Source organism: Nocardia sp. NBC_01503, from assembly GCF_036327755.1.
Lineage (GTDB): Bacteria > Actinomycetota > Actinomycetes > Mycobacteriales > Mycobacteriaceae > Nocardia.
The window spans coordinates 7,370,297-7,390,775 of record NZ_CP109596.1 but is presented as its reverse complement, the minus strand read 5'-3'; the positions used below and the strand labels follow the sequence as shown (position 1 = coordinate 7,390,775).

Sequence of the window (20,479 nt, the reverse complement as noted above, 5' to 3'; positions counted from 1 at the left end):
GCTACTCCTGTGTTCGTCGACGCCAAGCGGCATCGGTCAAAGACTCGAACCAGGCTACCGTGCTGGTCAAGCCCTGGTCGAAGTCGGTGAGTGGTTGGTAGCCAATGGCATTGAGCCGGGAGATGTCCACCACCAGCTTCTCCGGATCGCCGGGGCGATTGCTACCGCTGTAGTCGAGTTCGGGGGTGAGGCCGGTAATGGAGCAGAGCGATTTGGCCAGCTGGTCGATGGTGTACTCGCGGCCCGCGCCGACGTTGTAGACCTCACCGCGCAAGGGCGCGTTGGCCGCCACGATCATGACCGAGCGCGCGGCATCGCCGACGAAGAGGAAATCACGCACCTGGGTGCCGTCGCCGTGGATGAACAGGCGCTGCTGATCGCGGTCCAGTTTGGCCAGCAGATCGAAGACCACCTGTTTGCGCTGCCGCGGTCCGAAGGCCGAGAAGAACCGCACCGAAGCCATATTCAGCCCGTACAGCTGCGCGAAGACCGCGAGATAGCGTTCGGCGGCCAGCTTGCCGACCCCGTAGGGGGAGATCGGCACGGTGGGATCGTCCTCGCTGATGGGGATGCGCACCGAATTGCCGTAGACGGCGGCGCTGGAGGCGAAGACCAGGCGGCCCGGCCAGTTCCGGGCGCGCAGGGCGTCCAGCAGCCGGAAGGTGGTCTGGAAATTGAGTTCACAGTCGAAGGCGGGATCCTCGACCGACGGTGGGACATAGGCGTTGGCGGCCAGATGCAGGATCACCTCGGCCGGATGCTCGGTGAGGTACTCCTGCCAGTCCAGCTGCCGAATATCGGTCTCCCGCAGCGTGATCACGTCCGCCACGGCGCTGAGATTATCGCGGCTGCCGGAGGTGAGGTTGTCCAGCACGCTCACCTCCGCCCCGGCCGCGACGAGTAGTTCGACCAGGTGCGATCCGATGAATCCGGCTCCGCCGGTCACCAATACCTTTGTGCCGGTCCAGTTCAGGTCCTGCTGTGCTGCGGTCACGGTCTCTCCCCCGTTGGGTGCTCGACGTCCACTACATCCCGGCGACGCGGAGATATGTTTCCACCGTCCGGCGCGCCACCGCGTCCGGCTCGAATTTCTCCAGGGCCTTCGCATGCCCGCGGTGGCCGAGATCCAATGCCAGTTGCTGATTTTCGAGCAGCTCCACCATGCGCGCGGCGAAGGCGGTGACATCGTCGGGGGCTACGAGATAGCCGTTCTCGCCCTCGATCACCATCTCCGGAATCCCGCCGACGCGGGAGGAGATGACCGGCTTTCCGGCGGCCATGGCCTGGGCCAGAATGGTCGGGGAGGTCTCCTCCTGGGAGAAGAGCACCACCGCCCGCGCCGCGGCGATCTCCGCGCGCAGTCGGTCGTTGTCGACCATGCCGGTGAATTCGATGTGCTCGTCCAGGCCGAGCGCGGTGGCGTGTTCGCGAATCGCGGTGGCGTATCCGGGATCCGGCTGTGGGCCGACCATGATCAGCCGCGCCTTCGGAACCTGTTGCACCGCAAGGGCGAAGGCGGTGAGCAGACCCTCCGGATTCTTTCGGGGTGAGAGCACCCCGGCGAACAGCAGCCGGGGTTCGGTCTCGGTCGAGGGCGCCAGGGCGAAGAATTCCGGGGCGGTCGGATTGGGAATGCTGATGTGCTCACCGTGCACCATGCCCGTGAGGGCCTTCGCGTCGTAGTCGGAGATGGAGATGACGACCTTGGCGCGGCGCAGGACCCGGCGCACCATGGCCTCGACCAGGTGGACCCGGATGCGCTCCTTGATGCTCGCGCGCGCTTGCAGTTTCGTCTCCAGGTGCACCAGTCCGTGCACGGTGACAATGGTGTTGCGGCTGATCTGGGTGGCGATATCGCCGCGCAGCCCGATCTCCTGGGCGTGCACCACATCCGGGGCGAGTTCGGCAATGATCTTGCGCGCCTGGCGCATATCGAGATACGAACCGGTGGCGACCCCGAGGCGGCGCTGTCCGCGCAGGTAGCGGATCTCCACCTTCGGCCCCTCGCGCCGGGTGTGCACCGGCGCCTCCCCGGTGTGGAAGCGCAGCACCGTGAGACTGTCGATCTCGTCTCGGGCCGCGAGCGCGGGAACCAGTGTGCTGGTGACGGATTCGATACCGCCCACGATTTTGCCCGGTTCCAGCGGATAGGTCGCGATCATGACAACGTTCAGGCCCACGTGTGCTCCTCGATGCGTCACCGCCACAGTCGTCCCCCGCTGACCTGGGCTACGCGCACTCTATATCGCGGCCCAGAGTTCGACATTGTGAAAGCGGCCGTCCGGGCCGATTCGGGCTCCGGTGAGCACGCCCTCGCGGTGCAGTCCGGCCGCCTCGGCAATGGCGGGCAGATGGGTGGCGGCGGGATCGAGGCAGGCTTCGACGCGGTCCAGGCGCAGCTCGTCGCGGGTGTAGTCGATCAGCAGCTGCAGTGCGGTGGCGGCGGCCTTGGTGTCGGCGGGGTCCGGAGTGAGCTCGAGGGTGAGTCGGGGGTGCGCGCCGTCGGTGTCGAGAATGAGATTGCCGAGGGGGTGGCGTGCGGCGGTGACCTCGTAGCGAATACTGGCGTCGCGGCGAGACCTTATGCGGGACTGGTGCTTACGGAGCGATATGGGGTGATTGCCCGTGTCGTGGGTGTAGAGGGCGTCCGGCAGCGGTAGGGCATTTCCGGTGCCGTGCCGCAGCGGGGCGCCCAGGTAGTACCGCGCGGCGACGGTGAGCACCGATATGGGCGCGGCCGCGCGGACGGTCCGCCAGCGCTCGGCCAGGCGGGTGAGCCCCGACGTTGACTCCGCCGAAATCCGTTCGGTGGCAACGCCGGAAGCAATGAGGGCCGTCACATACCCACCGGTCGGTGCCTTGTCCGCGGTGACCGCCCACAGCTCATGATCACGCGGCTGCCCGCCCACACTCATGGCGCGAATCATGGTGGCCTCCAGGGACATTCCACCCCGGACACTGGCCCCTCGCGCTGGGTAGTTGCCCACGCACACCGGCGCGGTGATCCGGTGCAGGCCGAGTTCATGGAAGCCGAAGTCGGTGGTGAGCGCGCCGGCCACCGTCCCGACCCCGTGTCCGGCCCGCCGCGAATCCAGCCAAATGCCCAGCTCGGCACTGTGATTGCGGGGATCGATCGGAGCCAGGGCGCACTGACCGGCGAGGGCTCCGTCGACCAGCACACTGAGCTGGACCGCGCGACCGGCCGCACGGGCCCGCCGCTGTCGCAGGAATTCTCGTATCCACCAGGGCCGCGAATGCCGCTGTTCCCAGCTCAGCGCCGAGGAGGTCCAGTACGGTTCGATGAGTTCGCGGTCGCGCAAACGTATTGCGCGCCAGGCTTCGAAATCCGATAGCCGAGTGGTGCGCAGCGCGACACGATGCCCGGCGACCAGGACCGGGCCGAGCTCGATGCGGTGGCGGGCGGACCCGGTGACCGCGGCGAGTGGCGGCATGTCATCGACGCTACCGGAGAAACGCGCGCCGGGGTGCCGCGTAGTGGTGAATCCGCTGCGCATCGGGGTGCGAAGAGTTGCAAAGCGGTTGTGGGTGTGGCTAATTGAGATACTGTTGCAGAGCAATCGGAGCCGAACGCAAGGTACGGCACGGATGCGTGGCCGGGGGAGGTCGAAGATGGGAACCGGACTGCCGTGTGGGGGATCCGGGCACCGGGTCCTCATCGAGAACAGTGAGTACTGGCTTCGCAATTACGGCGATGTGGCCATGCTCGAGGTGACGGTGCGCCGGTTACGGGCGCGCTGGCCCCTGGTGCGCATCGGAATCATGACCGAATCGCCCGCATTGGTGGCGGCATACTTCCCCGGGACGGTGGGGATCACCGTCGGCGACCGCGATCCCTGGGGCGATCCGGGGCTGCGCGAGCGAGTAGCGGCCGCTCTCGGACCGGCGGTGGTGGGCCCGGTGGCGATCGGCTGGCTGCGCGCGCGAGCCTGGCTGCTGCCCAGGGCGATTCACGTGCGGGACACGCTGCGCAACCGGGGTGGAGGCCGAGCCGAGGTCACCGAGGGCCGCACCGAGACGACATCGGACAACGAGCCCCGGACGGTCGACGCTGGCATCGCTCCGCGACCGGATTCGGGAACGGTTGCCGACACCACGCCGCGTATCGAGCAACGACATCCGGGCGCGGCGCGGGCGGTGCGCGGAGCGTCGCTGGTGGTCGGGCTCGGCGGTGGATATCTGACCGATGCCGATATCCCGCAGGCCGGTCGAGTCTTCGATCTGCTCGAATACGCAAGCGACACAGGTATTCCCACCGCGCTGGTGGGTCAGGGCCTGGGCCCGCTGCGCGATCCCGAGCTGTCGGCGCGGGCGGCGCGGGTACTGGCCGGGCTGCCGCTCATCGCCCTGCGGGAGCGGCGGCGCGGACCGGCGCTACTGGAATCCTTCGGTGTGCCACCGGGCGCGGTGACCGTAACCGGTGACGACGCGATCGAACTCGCGCGCGATGCCCGCTCGCCGGAGCTGGGTGGTGATATCGGCGTCTGCCTGCGGGTGGCGAAGTACTCACCGGTCGCGCGGCGCGCACAGGACGGTGTCGGTATTGCCGTGCGTGCGGCGGCGGCCGAGTTCGGGGCCCGACTGGTACCGCTCATCATCGCCGAGACGCCGGGCTCACCCGACCGCGCCACCACCCTGCCGCTGGTGCGCGGTAGCGCGAATCCGGCCGCACCGCTGCCCCTGTTCGTGCGCCCGGCCGATGTCGCCGAACAGCTCGCCTCGTGCCGTGTCCTGGTCACCGGTGCCTACCACCTCGCGGTCTTCGCTCTCAGCCAGGGCATTCCGGTCGTAGCGCTCACCTCCACCGAGTATTACGACGACAAATTCCTGGGCCTGGACGATATGTTCAAGGGCGGGGTGCGCCTGGTGCACTTCGACGATCCCGACTTCGTCGAACGACTCGGGGCCGCGATCGCCGATAGCTGGGAGGACGCCCCGCAGCTGCGGGACAGTCTGCGCGCCCGGGCGGATGAGCAGGTGGTGAGCGGTCAGCAGCTCTACGAGCGGCTATTCGAACTGCTCGAACGGACGCATATCGAGCATGCATAGACACGACGGAAACAATCCGGACCGGGCCTCGATCCGAGCCTACGACCTGATTCTGCGGCATATACACGATGCCGAAACTGTCGAGATCTATCTGCCCACCGCCCTGACCCGGGTGGAGCCGGGTGCGCCGCCCACCATCGAATCCGTCGGGCCGGGAAGCGAATCCGGCGTATCCGACGGCGGTTCGACGCTCACCAAACAGGTCGGCAGGGTGGCGGTCGCATCCGCGGCGGCACTGGCCTTCGGCGAACTGGTCTCCTTCGGGCAGACCATCGCGCTGGCACGCCTGCTGAGCCCGACCGAGGTGGGCATCTTCGCCGCGGGCACCGTACTCACCATGCTGCTGACCACCTTCGTCGAGGGCGGCCTCAGGTCCGGACTGGTGCAGCGCGAGACGGAGGTGGCGGACACCGCCGAGACCGTCTTTCGCGCCTCGCTCGTCAACGGTCTGGCGATGACGCTCGGCGCACTGGCCGCCGCGCCCCTCATCGGCATGATCTTCCACAATCGCACCATCGGGCTGATCGCGGCGACCACATCGGGCTTCCTGCTCATCTTCGCGCTCACCAATGTGCCGGAAGCCCTGCTACAGCGCGATTTCAGCGTCAAGCGCCGCATTGTCGTCGGCCCGGCGGTGTCGGTGAGTTTCGCCGTCGTCTCGGTGGCCTTGGCCGCCTGCGGATTCGGCGTCTGGAGCATGGTCATCGGCAGCTATGCCTCATATGTGGTCTGGGTGATCACGGTCTGGTGGCTGGCGCGCTGGCGGCCGGGGCGCGGACGCGCGTCGATCCGACTGTGGCGGGAGCTGGCGCGGTACGGCTCACCGGTTGTGGTGAATATGCTGGGCGCGCGGGTACAGAGCACCGTCGAGGCCGCGGTGGTCGGGCGCGGACTCAGTTCCGCGGCGCTCGGGCACTATCGATACGGTCAGCGGATCGCGCAGATTCCGGTGCGATTCATTGTGGAAGTCGGTGCGTTCTCGCTGTTTCCGGCTTTTGCCCGAATCGCCGAGGAGCGGGATCCGGCGCGGATGGAGGCCGCCTATCTGCGCGCCATTCGGCTCACCACGGTGGGCGCGGCGGCCCTGTCCGGATTGATCATCGCGCTCGGGGAACCGGCCGTGGTGGTGGTCTTCGGCGAGCGCTGGCGCGAGGCCGGTGCACTGGTGGTCGCCATGGCGGGGCTCGGCCTCGGCAAAGCCTGGATGAGCGTCAGCGAGGAAGCCATCAAGGGTGTGGGCCGTACCAAACTCCTGAACTGGCAGACCGCGACCGAGATCGTGGTCGGCCTCGGGCTGTTGCTGGTGCTGGTGAAGCACTTCGGCTTGGTCGGGGTGGGGCTCGCGACCTCCGGGACCATGCTGGTGGTCGCCGTGCTGGTGACCACGCTGGCCCGATCGGCCATGGGGATATCGCTGCCGGCGCTGCTGCGCGCGGTCGGTCCGCCGTTGCCCGCGGCAGTGCTGGCGCTGGCCGCCACCTGGTACCTGGAACATCAAGTGCTGCACTCGGATTCACGTCCGATTCTGCTCGCGATCGGATTGCTGACGCTGGACACCATCGTCTTCATGCTGATCTACCTACTGGTGCTGGGGGTGCTCGCGCCCGAGGTGATTCGCGGATTCGCGCGGCTGACAGGCCGACTGACGCCACGCCGACGACGTAACGATGCCTCCGGGACGGCGATACCCAGGAACGCGGAGCCCGGTCCTTCGAGGGAGACGAATTGAACAGCGCCGCAAGTGTTCACGCGCAACGGATCTGGCGTCGCAAATGGCTGGTCCTGGCGCTCACCGCGCTCGCGGTGGCGCTCGGGTTCGTGAGTACGCTCGGCGCCCAGCCCGCGTACACCGGCCGGGTGGCCATGACGGTCGGCTCACCCAACCGCGCCCCGGATCAGGACGCGGTGCTGTCGGTGGGTTATGCGACGTACTTCGGTGATCCGGCGTATCAGGCGAAGCTCAAATCCAGTACGGGCCTGCCCAAGGGTGTGACGCTGTCGGCCAGAACCGTCGCGTCCAGTCCGATCCTCTATATCGAGGCGACGGCGGACTCCCCGCAACAGGCGCAGGATGCCGCGACCAAGGCGGGCACCGCCTTTCGCGATGAGATCAATGCCCGGCTGCGCGCCGCCCAGGATGCCGCCATCGCCGCGGTGCGCAAACCGTTCGACGATATTCGCGCCGCCAATGGTGTGGTCAGCGATGTCTCGCTGACCCAGATGCAGGATGCGATCAACCGCATCAATGCCGACACCTCGAATAAGCTCATCGACCTGCAATTGGCCTCGGATGTGGTGCGCCAGGATCCGGCGCGCTGGCCCACGCTCATGTCGTACGGTGTCGGCGGATTGCTGATCGGCGCGCTGGTGGCGCTGGTGCTCGGGGTGGTGTCGCGGCGGCTGCGCACCGCCGGTGACCTCGAACAGAAGGTCGGTGTGACCGCGCTCGCCGTGGTGCCGGACGAGTCGGAGAAGTATGCGGCGGAACGGGATCGGGCGCTCAAACAGGTGGTGACCGCCGTCGGATTGGCCGCACCCGCCGAACGGGCGGCGGTGGCCATTGTCGCGCCGGAGCCGGGCGCGGGCGTGGAGATCGTGGCGCGTGCGATCGCCGACGAACGCGCCCGCCAGGGTGTGCGCACCATTCTGGTGCATGCCGACCTGCGCAGGCCCAGTGGCGCCGGGGTGGCCGAAATACTCGCCGGGCGCGCCGATCTCGGCAAAACGCTGATCCAGACCAGGAATTCGTATCTGCGCGAACTACTACCCGGCAGCACCGGCGATGATCCGTTCACGGCGCTCAGCCGGGAGCGCTTCACCCGCCTGCTGGCGCAGTTGCACGAGCGCGCCGACCTGGTCGTGGTGAGCGCGCCGCCCTTGCTGGATGCGGTTGAGGCGCAGGTGATCACGGCGACCGCCGGGCTCACCGTCCTGGTCTGCGATCGCGGCAGCACCAAGTCGGGTCCGGCCCGGCGTGCCTACCGCCTGCTCGAGGCGGTCGAGACCACCGTGCTCGGCGCGGTCCTCATCGATGCGCCGGGACGGGCCAGCGGCGATGACGCCGCGCCCGCGCCGTCGCGAGCGGTAGCGCCGGGCGAGCGGGTCTTCACCCCCTCGCGCGGACCCGAATAACGCGGGCGGCGATGAAACGGCAACGAGCCCTGTGGGTATCGACGAGCATGAACACGCGCGGCGGGGTGGCGACCTTCGTCCGGGAGATGCGCGAGACGCCGATCTGGACCGAGTGGGATATCCGGCATGTGGCCACCCATCGGGACGGCGGGGTCGGGACGAAGCTGATGGTCTATGCCCAGGCGCTGTTCGTCTATCTGTACCGGCTGGTGGTGCACCGGCCCGTCATCGTGCACCTGCATCTGTCCTCGTACGGCAGTTTTCCGCGCAAGTATCTGTTCGAGTTGATCGCGCGGGCGGCCCGTAAACCCGTTGTGCTGCATGTACACGGCTCCGATTTCAGTGTGTTCTACGACGAAGCGCCGGGGCTGCTCCAAGCCGCCATTCGAGACGCGCTGCGCGGTGCGGCGGTCGTGGTGGCGCTGGGCGAGCCGTGGGCGGTGGCATTGCGTGGTATCGCGCCCAGCGCGCGGATCATTGTGGTGTCCAATGCGATTCGACCCGAGGCGCAGGTCGAACAGCGTTCGGATGCGCCGGTGCAGGTGCTGTTCCTCGGCGAGATCGGTGCGCGCAAGGGCACCTTCACCCTGCTCGAAGCTTGGCAGCGGATGATCGCGGCGACCGGCGAGACCGGCGCGCGACTGATCATCGCGGGGGACGGCGCGGTGGACCGGGCCCGCAAGATGGTCGCCGACCTCGGGATCGACACCAGCGTCGAGGTCACCGGATGGGTAGGCCCGCAACGTATTCCAGAGCTGCTCGCCGCATCACAGGTATTGGTGCTGCCCTCGCATCGGGAGGGCCAGCCGATGGCGATCCTGGAGGCCATGGCGCGCGGACTCTGCGTGGTGACCTGCCCGGTCGGTGGCATCCCGGACCTCGTCGACGAAACCTGCGGGCTCATGGTGCCGCCCGGCGAGGTGGAACCCCTCGCCGAGGCGCTCGGACGAGTGGTGGGCGATACCGAGCTGCGCGTGCGACTGGGGGCGGCGGCACTGCGGCGGGTGCGCGAGGAGTTCGACATCGCCGTGGTATGTCGGCGCTTCGACGGTATCTACCGGGAGATTGTGCGATGAATGCTATGGCGCACCAACCGATTCGGGTGCTCTATGTGGTCCCGGACCTGCGGGTCGGTGGAGCTGAACGGCACGTCACCACCCTGCTGCCCAACCTGGATCGCACGCGCTTCGAACCCTCGGTCATCTGTATCGGTGAGGAGGGTGAGTTGTTCGCCCACCTGACCGCGGCGGGTGTGCCCGCGCGAGCACTGCGCCGCACCAAACGGCAGGCGGGTCCGGCGCTGCGGGATCTCGTGCGAGCCATGCGGGAGCAACGCCCGGATGTGGTGATCACGCGCGGTTACAACGCCGAGGCGCTCGGCCGGATCGCCGCCTGGTGGGCCGGGGTGCCGAATTCGGTTGTCTGGGTGCACAACTACGGCGATATCGAGCCGCGCGGGCGATTCCGGACCGCCGTGGATCGGATTCTGGACCGGCGCACCTCGGCCTATTTCGGTGTGGCCCGCGCCCAGATCCGGTACCTGGCCGACGATCTCGGCTATCCGGAGTCCAAGGTCAAGGTGATCTACAACGGCGTCGATCCCTCGGCCTTCGAGATCGCCGATGACCGCGGTGCCGTGACCGAACTGGGCATCGGCGCCGACGATCTGGTGGTCGGCATCATTGCCGCGCTGCGTCCGGAGAAGGATCACGCCACCTTCCTCGCGGCGGCCCGCATCGTCGCCGAAAAGCTGCCCGCGGCAAAGTTTCTCATTGTCGGCGACGGTCCGATGCGGGGCGCGATCGAGGACCGGGCAGCCGATCTGGGCGGCCGGGTGGTGCTGGCGGGCAATCGCCCCGATATCGCGACCCTGCTGCGCGCCATGGATGTGTTCGTGCTCAGCAGTTACAGCGTCGAATGCTTCCCCATGGCGCTGCTCGAGGCCATGGCTGCCGCCCGCCCGGCGGTCTGCACGGCGGTCGGCGGCGTACCGGAGATGATCGCCGACGGTGAGACGGGATACCTGGTCCCGCCACGCGATCCGGAAGAACTGGCACGACGGCTCATCGAGGTGCTGTCCGATACCCCGGCCCGCAGACGTATGGGCCTGGCGGCGCGCGATCGCGTCGAAATGTTTTTCACCCTGAAATCGAGCATTGCGGCCGCGGAGCAGGCCCTGGAAGAGGTCGTGAACAGGTGAGTGGACACATTCTGATCCTGGTGGAGAATCTCTCGGTCCCCTTCGATCGGCGGGTCTGGCAGGAGAGCCGGGCGCTGGTCGACGCGGGCTATCGGGTCACGGTCATCTGCCCCATGGGCGGTAAACAGGACCGGGAACCCGAGGCGACCATCGACGGGGTGCGCATTCTGCGGTACCCGCTGCGCGCGGCCACCGGCGGACCCGGCGGCTATCTGCGGGAATACTCTCTCGCGCTGTGGCATACGCTGCGCCTGGCGTTGCGGGTGCGGCGCGAGGGGCCGATCGATGTGGTGCAGGCGTGCAATCCGCCGGATCTGCTGTTCCTGATCGCCCTGGTCCTGCGGGTCGGCGGGACGCGCTTCGTCTTCGATCACCATGACCTGGTGCCCGAATTGTTCCTGTCCCGATTCGGCGGCACCGGAGTGCTCTATCGGGTGTCGAAGCTGCTGGAGCGCTCGACCTTCGCCTGCGCCGATGCGGTCATCTCGACCAATGAGAGCTATCGGCAGGTCGCCATCCAACGCGGCCGAATGGTCCCGGAACTGGTGACGGTGGTGCGCAGCGCACCCGATCTGTCCAAATTCATCCCGCGCGAACCGGATTCGGAGCTCAAGCGCGGAAAGCCCTATTTGGGTGCGTATCTCGGCGTGATGGGCCCGCAGGACGGCGTCGACTACGCCCTGCGCGCGATAGCCCAGCTGCGAGACAAATTGGGGCGCACCGATATCCACTTCATCTTCATGGGCAGCGGTGACGCCTTCGATGATCTGGTGGCGCTGTCGAAAGAACTCGGCTTGGACGACCTGGTCGAATTCACCGGCCGCGTCTCCGACGAGTTCCTGCAGACCTGCCTGTCCACGGCCGATATCTGTCTCTCACCGGATCCGCGCAATCCGCTCAATGACGTCTCGACCATGAACAAGGTCGTCGAATACATGGCCATGTCCAGGCCGCTGGTCTCCTTCGACCTCACCGAGGCGCGCGTCTCGGCGGGTGCGGCCGCGGTCTATGTGCCCGACAATGACGAGTTGGGGTTCGCCGAGGCCATCGCCGAACTGCTGGACGATCCGGCCCGGCGCGACCGGATGGGTAGCCTCGGCCGCGCGCGGGTCGAGCGCGAATTGTCCTGGGACACTTCGCGCGAGAACCTCGTCGACTTCTACGCCAGGGTCTTCCGCGCGCGCAGGGCGGCGCGGTGATCCGCGCCCGCGGCGAGTGGATCGACCCGCGGGCGTTCGGATGCGCGATCCGCCGCGCCGACCGCCGCGCCCACCAGCGCGAAGACCATGGTGCTCGGATAGTCGAACATCCGCAGATCCACGAAGAGACCGCCAAGCACCAGTGACAGGAACGCGGTCACCGCGATGAAGGCGAGCGGGCGGCCCATCAGCCCGTCGGCGGGCAGGCGCAGATAGGCCGTGAACAGGTGGCGGGCCAGCAGCACCAGCACGGTCAGCCACAGCAGCAGTCCGACGATACCCAGCTCGGCGAGGATGCCGAGCTCGGTCTCGTGCGCGGGGATGCCGAGCCCGCGCTCCCACGGCGTACTCGGCGAATACTGTTGGTGCCGATAGGTGTTCACCGACACGAACCGTCCGAGACCCCAACCGCCGAACGGCTTCTGCAGGAACGCCCACACCGCGGTGGCATCGGCGTTGAGCCGGTCGTAGACCTCGTTGGTCGAGGCGACACCGCCCGCTTTGCGATCGGAGCTGGTGAAGGTGGACCAGTTCAAACCGATCATCGCCACGGTGCCCAGCGCGGTCACCACGAAACCCGCGCGATACCCCTTGCCGAGCACGATCCCGGCCAGTACCACCACCGCGAAATCGAGCCAGATGGAACGGGTGTGGGTGAGGTAGACCGAGTAGGCGCACGCCACCGCGATCACCACCAGCAGCAGTTGATGCCAGCGCGGTCGCTTCTCGGTGCCGAGCAGTACCAGTGCGAGCACGTATCCCACGATCAGGATCAGCCCATTGACCTCGGGCTGATTGGGCAGCCCCACCGCCCGCTCGGCCCAGGCCGGTGCCAGCACAATGTATTTCGGCCACACCAGCGCCTTCGGACCGTGGAACTGCGCGATGCTCACCCACGCCGAGTACGCGCTACAGCTCAGCAGCGTGGTGATGAGAAAGCCGATGGCGCGGCGATTGTCGAAGATCATCCGCGACACCAGGTAGATGGCGAACGGAATTCCGGTGCCGATGATCAGATATCGCCACAGGTCCAGCATGATGCCGGTGAGCGGATACAGAATCGGCTTGTACTCGTGTGGTTGCAGAATCGAATCGATATTCCACAGCAGGTACAGCCCCATGGCGCACTCCAGCGCGCCCAGGGAGACCCGCCGCTCCGGATGCCCGCGCACCCACGCCAGGGTGGCGATGAGGACACCGCCGAACGCCAGAATGAACGGGTCGGTGGTGGGCAGGATCTTCGGAATCGCCGGGCGCAGGAAGGTCGCCACCATCAGGAATACGAAGGCCCAGCGCGGATCTCGCAATCCGATGACCACGAGTACCGCGGCGACACCGCCGGCCGCCGCGACCGTGCCGATACCGCCCGGGGCCTGCGGCGAGACCGCCAGCATGGCCCCGAGCCCGACGATCAGCGCGGCGGCCAGCACCGCGAGCTGGGTCAGCCGGTCCAGCGCCGGCGACCGGAACGTCATGGGGCGGTCCGGGATTCGGCCGCGCGGCGCAGACGCTGCCAGATCGGCGGTTGCGGCTCCACGGTGTCGACGAAGAGTGCGCCCATCACCTGCGCGCCCACCTGATTCACCGCCCGCACCGCCTCCTGCACATCGCGCACCCGGCTGTGGCCGCGCTCGATAATGAGCAGCGTCTGATCCGCCAGATCGGCGACGATCTGCGATTCGGGAGCGGTGCTGATCGGCGGCACCGCGATGATCACCAGATCGGCTGCCACACCGGCGGTTCGGATCAGCTCGCGCACCCGGTCACGATCGAAGAGCGGATACGGATCGGCGGCCGTCTCGCCCGCGGCGATCTCGGCGAAGCCCTCGGAACCGGTGTTCTTCACCAGATCGCGCACATCGCCGACCAGACCGCGCAGATACTCCGCCACACCCCACTGGCGCGGCCCGTAATCGGCGGTGCGCAGATCGGCATTGACGAAGACAGTCCGCGAGCCCTGCGCCGCCCGCTGCTCGGCGATCGCGCGGGCGATCTGATCCGCACCGCGCCCCGTCGAAACCGGTACCACCGCAATCGAGGTGGGGGAGTGTGTGGCCGCGCGCGCCACCAGATTCGACACATGCCGCACCGCCACCTCGCGGCGAGCCTCGCGTGCGGGGGAACCGCCCGGCGGAATCACATCGAAGGGGTGTACACCGGTCTTCTCCACCACGTCGTAGTCGTTGTACAGCCGGCGCGTACCCGCGCCCGCCATCAGCGCCACCACGCAGCCGAGGATGAGACCGCCCACCATGCCGGTCGCCAGCGTGCGGGTCTTACCCGGCCCGATCCCCATGGCGCCCGCACCCGATTGCAGAATGGTCAGCCGATTGGCGTCATTGGCGTTGAGCTGATCGATCTGCTGCTGCAATTGGATCTGCGCGGTATAGGCGCTGGGATCACTGGCGGAGAGTCGATCACCCCACACCCGCAGCATCGCCGCGGTCATATCGGCGGCGGTGGCGCTGCGGCTGGCATCGAGGCGACCGTTGATGTCATCGATGTACAGCTGTGCGATCTGGGGTGCGGCGGTGATCGCGGCCGCGGGCGTGGCCGCGATGACCTGAATGTAGAAAAGCGGGCTGGCCGTGACGAATTCGGCCGAGAAGGCGTCGATATCGGCCGGGAAGCCCTGCTTCTGCCGCAGGCTGGATTGATAGGTCGGGTCGTTGAGGTAGTACGTATAGCCCTGCGCCAGAATGGCGTCCTGGGTCGGCGGGCGGGTCGAGGCCGCCGAGACCAGCACCCGGCTGGTGTAGGTGGTGGCGTGCCCGTGCGCGGTCAGATACGCGCCGAAGGTGGCGACCAGCGCGATGGCCGTCACCAGCCAGCGCCGCTGCCAGATCCGATCACGCAGCACCACCAGGGTATTGGGTGTGCGAGTGTTCGGTTCGACGGTCATTTGTGATCCACCTCCACCACAATCCGGGTCGGATCGGTCAGCGCGGTCACCCGGAAGGCGCGCTGTGGGGTCGCGAGGCCGATGAACGCCTGGGTCACCCCGCGCAGCGCACTGGCGTACCGGACTTCTCCGATGGTGCGCAGGTCGGGGTCGGTGACGATGGGCGGGCCGGAGTACGGCGGCACCCCGGATTCGAAGGGGTTGGCGGCCTCCCGGATCAGCACCTCGATAATCGACTGCCCGGTCACCGGAAACTCCGATTGTGTACTGGTATTGGAGACCGCCTGTTTGACGTAGTGCACCGCCCAGCCCGGCACGGCGGCGCCGGTGAACTGGAAGGTGACTCGATCGGCCTTATCGGTCGCGGACAGCGAGATGTTAGTCAGGCCGATGCCCACCGCGGCCGGATCGGGTGTGCGAGTTTTGGGTACGAACTCGTCGACCGGCGCCGCCGTAGTGGTGGGCCGGGGTCCGGGCGGCGCGGAGGTCCCGCCGCAGGCCGTCAGCAGCAGCGGAATCGCCACCAGCAGCACTGTTTTCGCCATTCGCACGGCGACTGCCCCTCTCATCATGGCTATAGGCGTTCGGCAGGCTCGACCACCGCGGTCTTGAGCTTGCCGCTGCGCGGCCGGGGTAGTCGGTCGAAGACCCGCAAACCCACCTCCTGACCCGGACCGAACTGCTGCGCCACATTGCGCCGCGCGTGCGCGATGGTCCGCGATTCGGAGAAGCCGGTGCCGGGTACCACTCTCAGTTCGAAGACCCCCGGCCGCAACTGGGCGATCTGCGCCTCACGCAATCCGGTCAGGTCGTCGACCACGCTGGAGGGCAGCGGAAGCGGTCTGCCATCGGTGGCGGTGAAGGTGTCCTCCACCCTGCCGTCCACGACGCCCAGCAGCGGGAAGGCCCGCCCGCACGGGCACGGACCCGGATCGGCGGGGCGCACCTCATCCCCGGTGCGATACCGGAAGAGCGGAAAACCGTTGTTCTGTAACGAGGTTCCGACGATCTCACAGCGCGAGTCCGTGCCCGTCACGGGTACCAGCTCGACGATCCCGTAGTGCGGGAAGACGTGATAGCCGCCCGCCTCGCAGGTGCCCGCCATGGCGACCCGCTCGGTCTGCCCGTAGTGGTCGACGATCGGCGCGTCGAACACCTCCTGCATGAGGATGCGCTGTCCGGGGGCCATCAACTCGGAGGAGGTGATGATGGCCCGCACCGGGATCGTGCTGTCGCGATCGCGCAGCAGTGCGGCCAGCAACGCGATACTCGACGGCCAGCCCTCGATGACATCCGGACGAAACCGGCGAATATTCCGCTCTATCAGTTCGATTCGATCCGGCGTCAGGTGATAGCTGGAGACCAGCAACTGCCGCGCCCCCGGCAGTACGAGCGTCGGCCCGTGTTTCCCATCGCTGGCGAACCCGCTACCGCGCAGCACCACCCGGCGTGCATCGCCGGGCAGCCCGAACCAACTCCACTGCCGCTCCTTCGCCGCCAATTCGAAGACCGAGGAGTTGACGGTCCGATAGCACTCGATGGGCACCCCCGAGGTGCCGCTGGAGCGCACCGACCACATGAATCGGCGCGGCAGCGTACGAAAGTCGTCGGCCCGTTCGGCCAGCTCATGCCGCGAAATCAGGGGCAGTAGGGGCAGATCCGCCAGGGTGCGGATCTGCGCCGGATCCACCCCGCTGGTCCGGAAGAACTCCCGATAGAACGGTGACCGGGTCGCGGCGATCCGCACCAGCCCGCGCAACCGCCGCTCCTGAAACTCCTGTATCCGCGCGGCATCGGCCCCCTCCAGCCCCGCCAGCATGCGCCCGATCGCCCCGCGGCGCGGATGAGCGCGCCGGAGCCGATACTTCATGCCCAAGCTCACGCTCGCCAAAATCATTGACTCAGCAACCCCCCAGCCGGGCCCCCGCGAAGGTTCCGGCCTCGACTTCCTCACCCCCGACCGCGACGTACACGGGGACCGTCGCGCGTTCCACCGCACGATGATAACGCGAACGAATCACGGAATACATTGGTATAAAGCTAAATAGCGGTAGCGACGATCCCTGATGGGGTGCAGATGGACGAGCTCGACCGACTGACAGCAAACGAGCAGGATCGGCGTACGGGGCGGGCGCTGGGGGTGAGTGTTTTCGGGCTCGGATACGTCGGGTGTGTGTCCGCGGCGTGCCTTGCGGCCAGGGGGAACTCGGTGATCGGGGTGGATGTGAATCCGCAGAAGACCGAGTTCATCCGGCAGGGCCGCACCCCCGTGGTCGAGGAGCGCATCGGGGAGGTGATTGCCGAGGTGGTGGCCTCGGGGCGGCTCACCGTCACCGAGAAGGTGGCCGAAGCCGTTGCGGGGAGCGATATTTCGATCGTCTGTGTGGGTACGCCGTCCGCGCCCGGTGGCGGGCTGTCCACGGAGTACCTGGAGCGGGTGAGCGCGGAGATCGGGGCGGCACTCGCCGTCAAGGGCGCCTGGCATGTGGTGGCGTATCGCAGCACCATGGTGCCGGGCACCTGCGCGGGCAAGCTCATCCCGATTCTGGAGCGCGCCTCCGGCAAACGCGCCGGGGTCGATTTCGGGGTGTGCGTGAATCCGGAGTTCCTGCGCGAGGGCAGTAGCGTGCGCGATTTCGAGAATCCGCCCAAAACGGTTGTCGGTGAGACCGATACCCGCACCGGTGCGGAGATGATGAGCCTCTACGACGAACTGCCGGGGCCGCGATTCCGGGTACCCATCGCGGTAGCCGAGATGACCAAGTACGTCGACAACAGTTTTCACGCGTTGAAGGTGACCTTCGGCAATGAGATCGGTGCGCTCTGCGCCGAGCTCGGACTGGACTCGCACGCGGTCATGGATATCTTCCTGGCCGACACCAAGCTCAATATCAGCCCCGCCTACCTGCGGCCCGGCTTCGCCTTCGGCGGCTCCTGTCTGCCCAAGGATGTGCGGGCGCTGACCCACACCGCGCGCCAGCACGATCTGGAGCTGCCGGTACTGCAGAATGTGCTGGCCTCCAACGAATCCCAGCTGCGGCGCGCGGTCGAGATGGTGATCGGGCTCGGTCGCCGCCGGGTCGGCATCTTCGGGCTGTCGTTCAAATCCGGCACCGACGATCTGCGCGAGAGTCCGATGGTGGAGTTCGCCGAGCGGCTCATCGGTAAGGGCTATGACGTGCGCATCTACGATGCCAATGTCGCTCTGTCCAGGCTCATGGGCGCGAACCGCGCCTTCATCGAGGAGCGGCTGCCACATATCGGCGAACTGCTGACCGATGATATTGCAACGGTTCTCGCGCACGGGGAGATATTCATCGCGGGAAGCGCAGAACCCGAGGTGGTCTCCGCCATCGACGGGCTCGGCCCGGAACACACCGTCATCGATCTGGTGCGGTTACCGGGTGCCGCGACGCGGCGGCAGCGCCCCGGGTATCACGGCATCGGGTGGTAGCGGCGAAGGGGTACTGATGGCGGCGTCCGAACCGGCGTTCAGCTTTCTGACTACGGCGTACAAGACCGAGGACTATCTCCGGGACACCATCGATTCGGTGGTGGGACAGACGCTTTCGGACTGGGAGCTGATCGTCGTCGACAATGGCATGTCCGATGCCATCGCGGCGATCGTGGACGGCTACGCCGATGACAAGCGAATTCGACTGGTGCGACAGGAGAACAAGGGGTACGACGGGGGAGTGATGGCCGCCGCACAGGTGGCGACCGGTCGGTTCTTCGTGGTGCTGGACAGTGACGATCAGGTCATGCCGACCTTCTGCGAGGTCGTGGGCGAGACCCTGGACGCCGACCCGAAGATCGACGCGGTCGGTTGCGACGCTTTCCGATTCGATGATTCGGGCGCGGACCTACCCGTCGGCTACTACCGGTCGACCAATGTGAAACAGCGTCCCGATCCGTCGAAGCGGCTCAAACTCACCGACCTGCTGGGCGGATTGGTGCCGTACTACACGGCCGCCATCCGCCGGGAGGCATGGGAGGCCGTCGGCGGCTACGACCGCGGTGGTGAGGAACTGCACGAATCGGTCGTCATCTGGATTCGCATGGTCGAGACCTACGATATTCGGGTACTGCCACAGCGCCTCGCGCGCTTTCGATTGCGTTCGGACTCGCTCACCCGCGATCCGGAGAAGGCCCTGGCGTTCATGGCCGAGCTGGAGCGCACCTTCTCCTGGGCCGCACCCACCGAACCCGAAGAGAAAGCCGCCCTGGACCGTACGCTGCGGACCTTCCGATACTGGGTGGCGCTGCACACCGCGCAGAAGGCGCTGCTGAACGGCGACGATCAGGCCGCGCGGACCGCGGCGCGGGAAGCGTTCGAACACCGCCGCACGGTGCGGGCCGCGGTGATCATCGTATCGGTCAACGTCTTTCCCGGTCTGCTGCGCCGGATCCACCCGCTCAAACAACAGGTGTCCGAGCGGGTCGCGCACGCGGCGGGCCGGATTGTCACCACCGTCAAGCGGTGACCGGCGAGGCGCCGGGCGGGTTGCTCGCGGTCCTCAAACGCGGGGCCGCGCTGTCGGCGGCGGGAGTCGCCGCGGTCCAGGTCATCGCGCTGGCGCAGACGCTGGTCCTGGCACATCTGCTCGCGCCCGGTGAAGTCGGCGTCTTCACCGCCGGAACCGTGCTGACCGCGTTCGTGGTGGTCTTCTCGCATAGTTCACTGAGCCATGCGCTGATCCAGCGCCGCGATCAGTTGGCCGATGCGGCCGAGACGGTCTTCTGGGCGACCCTGATCTCCGGTGCGCTGCTGGCGGGTGTGCTGCTGGCGACCGCGCCGGTGTTGTCGGCGGTCTTCCGGAGTTCCCAGGTCGGGCTCGTGGCCGCGGTCTCCTCGGGGACGGTACTGCTCACCTCGCTCATGGCGGTGCCGGATGCCTTGATGCAGCGCGACTTCCAATTCAAACGCCGCGTCGTCGTCGATCCCGCGAACGCCGCCACCTTCGCGGTCGTATCGATCGCGGGCGCGGCGGCGGGCTGGGGGGTCTGGGCGCTGGTGACCGGCTACTACGCCGCGCTCACGGTCTCGGTGATCGCCGCCTGGTGGCTCTCGGGCTGGCGTCCCGGGCGCGGGCGCTTCCGTCTCGGATTATGGCGGGAGATGGCGGTTTTCGCGTTGCCGCTGCTGATCGAGAGTGTGCTGGAGCGGGCCATCGAGGCGGTGGAGGTCGTGCTCGTCGGCCACCGGCTCGAGACCTCCGCCCTGGGCAACTACCGCAATGGCCGGCGGCTGGCCTTCCTGCCCGTCATGGCGATCATCCAAATCTGTTCGTATGTACTGTTTCCGGCCTTCGCGCGTATCGCCGGGGAGCGGGAACGGTTCGCGCGCGGTTACCTCACCGCGCTCGGCTGGATGTGGCTCGCGGTGGTCCCGGCGTCCACGCTGCTCGCGGCCGTCGGCGAACCGGTGGTTGTGCTGCTGCTCGGCGAACAGTGGCGTGGAGCGGGCGTGCTGGTCGAGGCCATGTGCGGGGTCGGCATCGGCTATGCGCTCATGTCCGTCTCCGCCGAGGCGCTCAAGGGCGCGGGGCGGCCGCGGCTGATCAATTGGATGAGCGGCGTCGGCGCACTCACGGCTATCCCGCTGCTGTTACTACTGCTGCCGCACGGATTGTTCGGTGTCGGTGTGGCACTGTCGATTTCGGCGTTGCTCACCGGACTCACCGGTCTGATCTTGTCGCGTAGGGTGGTTGGGGTGTCCCGTGGCGAACTCGCGCGCTGCCTCGTACCCACCACTCTCGCCGGGTTCTTCGCCGCCGTGGCGATCGGTCTGCTCGAGCATCGCGTCGTCCATGCGAGTACGCATGGGCTCGCGTCGGGGCTGAGTCTGCTGCTACTGGAGGCGCTCGGCTTCGCGATCATGTTCATCCTTGTGCTGCAGGCGATCTCACCCGCCACGCTGCGGCCCGTCTGGCGGGTGGTCCGTCGAACGTGACAGGGCATACGCGCACCCGGCGCCGG

Annotated in this window: 16 protein-coding genes; 9 read left to right on the top strand and 7 right to left on the bottom strand. The window is 67.4% G+C overall.

Features of this window, described 5'->3' with window-relative positions:
• Position 1: 1 nt before the first annotated feature.
• The 3 genes from OHB26_RS33890 to OHB26_RS33880 are packed head-to-tail and all read right to left on the bottom strand — an operon-like array spanning position 2 to position 3,452.
• A complete protein-coding gene (locus OHB26_RS33890) occupies positions 2–994 on the bottom strand; it encodes an NAD-dependent epimerase/dehydratase family protein (RefSeq protein WP_330181324.1) in 993 nt (330 codons plus the stop codon).
• Positions 995–1,025: 31 nt separating this feature from the next.
• Positions 1,026–2,180 carry a glycosyltransferase family 4 protein gene (locus OHB26_RS33885; protein WP_330181323.1) on the bottom strand — a complete coding sequence of 385 codons (1,155 nt, stop codon included), beginning with the start codon at positions 2,178–2,180 and terminating at the stop codon, positions 1,026–1,028.
• A gap of 60 nt (positions 2,181–2,240) precedes the next feature.
• A complete protein-coding gene (locus tag OHB26_RS33880) occupies positions 2,241–3,452 on the bottom strand; it encodes a GNAT family N-acetyltransferase (RefSeq protein WP_330181322.1) in 1,212 nt (403 codons plus the stop codon).
• 178 nt (positions 3,453–3,630) lie between these two features.
• Here OHB26_RS33880 and OHB26_RS33875 point away from each other — a divergent pair, with 178 nt between their 5' ends.
• From OHB26_RS33875 to OHB26_RS33850, 6 genes are read left to right on the top strand one after another with little or no spacing between them, the layout of a single operon-like run.
• On the top strand, positions 3,631–5,067 hold the full coding sequence (locus OHB26_RS33875; protein ID WP_330181321.1) for a polysaccharide pyruvyl transferase family protein: 1,437 nt from the start codon (positions 3,631–3,633) through the stop codon (positions 5,065–5,067).
• Entirely contained in the window at positions 5,060–6,796 is a 1,737-nt protein-coding gene (locus OHB26_RS33870) for an oligosaccharide flippase family protein (protein ID WP_330181320.1), read from the top strand. Before OHB26_RS33875 ends, OHB26_RS33870 begins: the two co-directional genes overlap by 8 nt.
• Positions 6,793–8,199 carry a Wzz/FepE/Etk N-terminal domain-containing protein gene (locus tag OHB26_RS33865; RefSeq protein ID WP_330181319.1) on the top strand — a complete coding sequence of 469 codons (1,407 nt, stop codon included), beginning with the start codon at positions 6,793–6,795 and terminating at the stop codon, positions 8,197–8,199. Before OHB26_RS33870 ends, OHB26_RS33865 begins: the two co-directional genes overlap by 4 nt.
• A 47-nt stretch (positions 8,200–8,246) precedes the next feature.
• Complete coding sequence (locus OHB26_RS33860; protein WP_330181318.1) at positions 8,247–9,275, top strand: glycosyltransferase family 4 protein; 1,029 nt, start codon at positions 8,247–8,249, stop codon at positions 9,273–9,275.
• 5 nt (positions 9,276–9,280) lie between these two features.
• Positions 9,281–10,399: a glycosyltransferase gene (locus OHB26_RS33855; RefSeq protein WP_330181317.1), complete on the top strand. Its 1,119-nt coding sequence runs from the start codon at positions 9,281–9,283 to the stop codon at positions 10,397–10,399.
• Entirely contained in the window at positions 10,396–11,598 is a 1,203-nt protein-coding gene (locus OHB26_RS33850) for a glycosyltransferase family 4 protein (RefSeq protein WP_330181316.1), read from the top strand. Before OHB26_RS33855 ends, OHB26_RS33850 begins: the two co-directional genes overlap by 4 nt.
• Here OHB26_RS33850 and OHB26_RS33845 read toward each other — a convergent pair.
• The 4 genes from OHB26_RS33845 to OHB26_RS33830 are packed head-to-tail and all read right to left on the bottom strand — an operon-like array spanning position 11,559 to position 16,370.
• The gene (locus tag OHB26_RS33845) at positions 11,559–13,073 is read right to left on the bottom strand and encodes an O-antigen ligase family protein (RefSeq protein WP_330181315.1); all 1,515 of its coding nucleotides are present in this window, start codon (positions 13,071–13,073) and stop codon (positions 11,559–11,561) included. The genes OHB26_RS33850 and OHB26_RS33845 overlap by 40 nt on opposite strands.
• Complete coding sequence (locus OHB26_RS33840; protein ID WP_330181314.1) at positions 13,070–14,500, bottom strand: hypothetical protein; 1,431 nt, start codon at positions 14,498–14,500, stop codon at positions 13,070–13,072. Before OHB26_RS33840 ends, OHB26_RS33845 begins: the two co-directional genes overlap by 4 nt.
• Positions 14,497–15,045 (bottom strand): AMIN-like domain-containing (lipo)protein, encoded by a 549-nt coding sequence (locus tag OHB26_RS33835; RefSeq protein WP_330181313.1) that lies wholly within the window; start codon positions 15,043–15,045, stop codon positions 14,497–14,499. Before OHB26_RS33835 ends, OHB26_RS33840 begins: the two co-directional genes overlap by 4 nt.
• A 29-nt stretch (positions 15,046–15,074) precedes the next feature.
• Positions 15,075–16,370 carry a phenylacetate--CoA ligase family protein gene (locus OHB26_RS33830; protein ID WP_330181312.1) on the bottom strand — a complete coding sequence of 432 codons (1,296 nt, stop codon included), beginning with the start codon at positions 16,368–16,370 and terminating at the stop codon, positions 15,075–15,077.
• A gap of 207 nt (positions 16,371–16,577) precedes the next feature.
• Between OHB26_RS33830 and OHB26_RS33825 the strand changes: the two genes are divergently transcribed.
• The 3 genes from OHB26_RS33825 to OHB26_RS33815 are packed head-to-tail and all read left to right on the top strand — an operon-like array spanning position 16,578 to position 20,453.
• Complete coding sequence (locus tag OHB26_RS33825; protein WP_330181311.1) at positions 16,578–17,954, top strand: nucleotide sugar dehydrogenase; 1,377 nt, start codon at positions 16,578–16,580, stop codon at positions 17,952–17,954.
• A gap of 16 nt (positions 17,955–17,970) precedes the next feature.
• Positions 17,971–18,984 (top strand): glycosyltransferase family 2 protein, encoded by a 1,014-nt coding sequence (locus OHB26_RS33820; RefSeq protein ID WP_330181310.1) that lies wholly within the window; start codon positions 17,971–17,973, stop codon positions 18,982–18,984.
• Positions 18,981–20,453 (top strand): lipopolysaccharide biosynthesis protein, encoded by a 1,473-nt coding sequence (locus tag OHB26_RS33815; protein ID WP_330181309.1) that lies wholly within the window; start codon positions 18,981–18,983, stop codon positions 20,451–20,453. Before OHB26_RS33820 ends, OHB26_RS33815 begins: the two co-directional genes overlap by 4 nt.
• Positions 20,454–20,479: the final 26 nt, after the last annotated feature.

What these genes read in the sequence shown, in the direction of transcription:
- OHB26_RS33880 (WP_330181322.1), bottom strand. Translation starts at nt 3,452, where the DNA reads ATGCCGCCACTCGCCGCGGTCACCGGGTCCGCCCGCCACCGCATCGAG.
- OHB26_RS33875 (WP_330181321.1), top strand. Translation starts at nt 3,631, where the DNA reads ATGGGAACCGGACTGCCGTGTGGGGGATCCGGGCACCGGGTCCTCATC.
- OHB26_RS33870 (WP_330181320.1), top strand. Translation starts at nt 5,060, where the DNA reads ATGCATAGACACGACGGAAACAATCCGGACCGGGCCTCGATCCGAGCC.
- OHB26_RS33860 (WP_330181318.1), top strand. Translation starts at nt 8,247, where the DNA reads ATGAACACGCGCGGCGGGGTGGCGACCTTCGTCCGGGAGATGCGCGAG.
- OHB26_RS33855 (WP_330181317.1), top strand. Translation starts at nt 9,281, where the DNA reads ATGGCGCACCAACCGATTCGGGTGCTCTATGTGGTCCCGGACCTGCGG.
- OHB26_RS33845 (WP_330181315.1), bottom strand. Translation starts at nt 13,073, where the DNA reads ATGACGTTCCGGTCGCCGGCGCTGGACCGGCTGACCCAGCTCGCGGTG.
- OHB26_RS33840 (WP_330181314.1), bottom strand. Translation starts at nt 14,500, where the DNA reads ATGACCGTCGAACCGAACACTCGCACACCCAATACCCTGGTGGTGCTG.
- OHB26_RS33835 (WP_330181313.1), bottom strand. Translation starts at nt 15,045, where the DNA reads ATGGCGAAAACAGTGCTGCTGGTGGCGATTCCGCTGCTGCTGACGGCC.
- OHB26_RS33830 (WP_330181312.1), bottom strand. Translation starts at nt 16,370, where the DNA reads ATGAAGTATCGGCTCCGGCGCGCTCATCCGCGCCGCGGGGCGATCGGG.
- OHB26_RS33825 (WP_330181311.1), top strand. Translation starts at nt 16,578, where the DNA reads ATGGACGAGCTCGACCGACTGACAGCAAACGAGCAGGATCGGCGTACG.
- OHB26_RS33820 (WP_330181310.1), top strand. Translation starts at nt 17,971, where the DNA reads ATGGCGGCGTCCGAACCGGCGTTCAGCTTTCTGACTACGGCGTACAAG.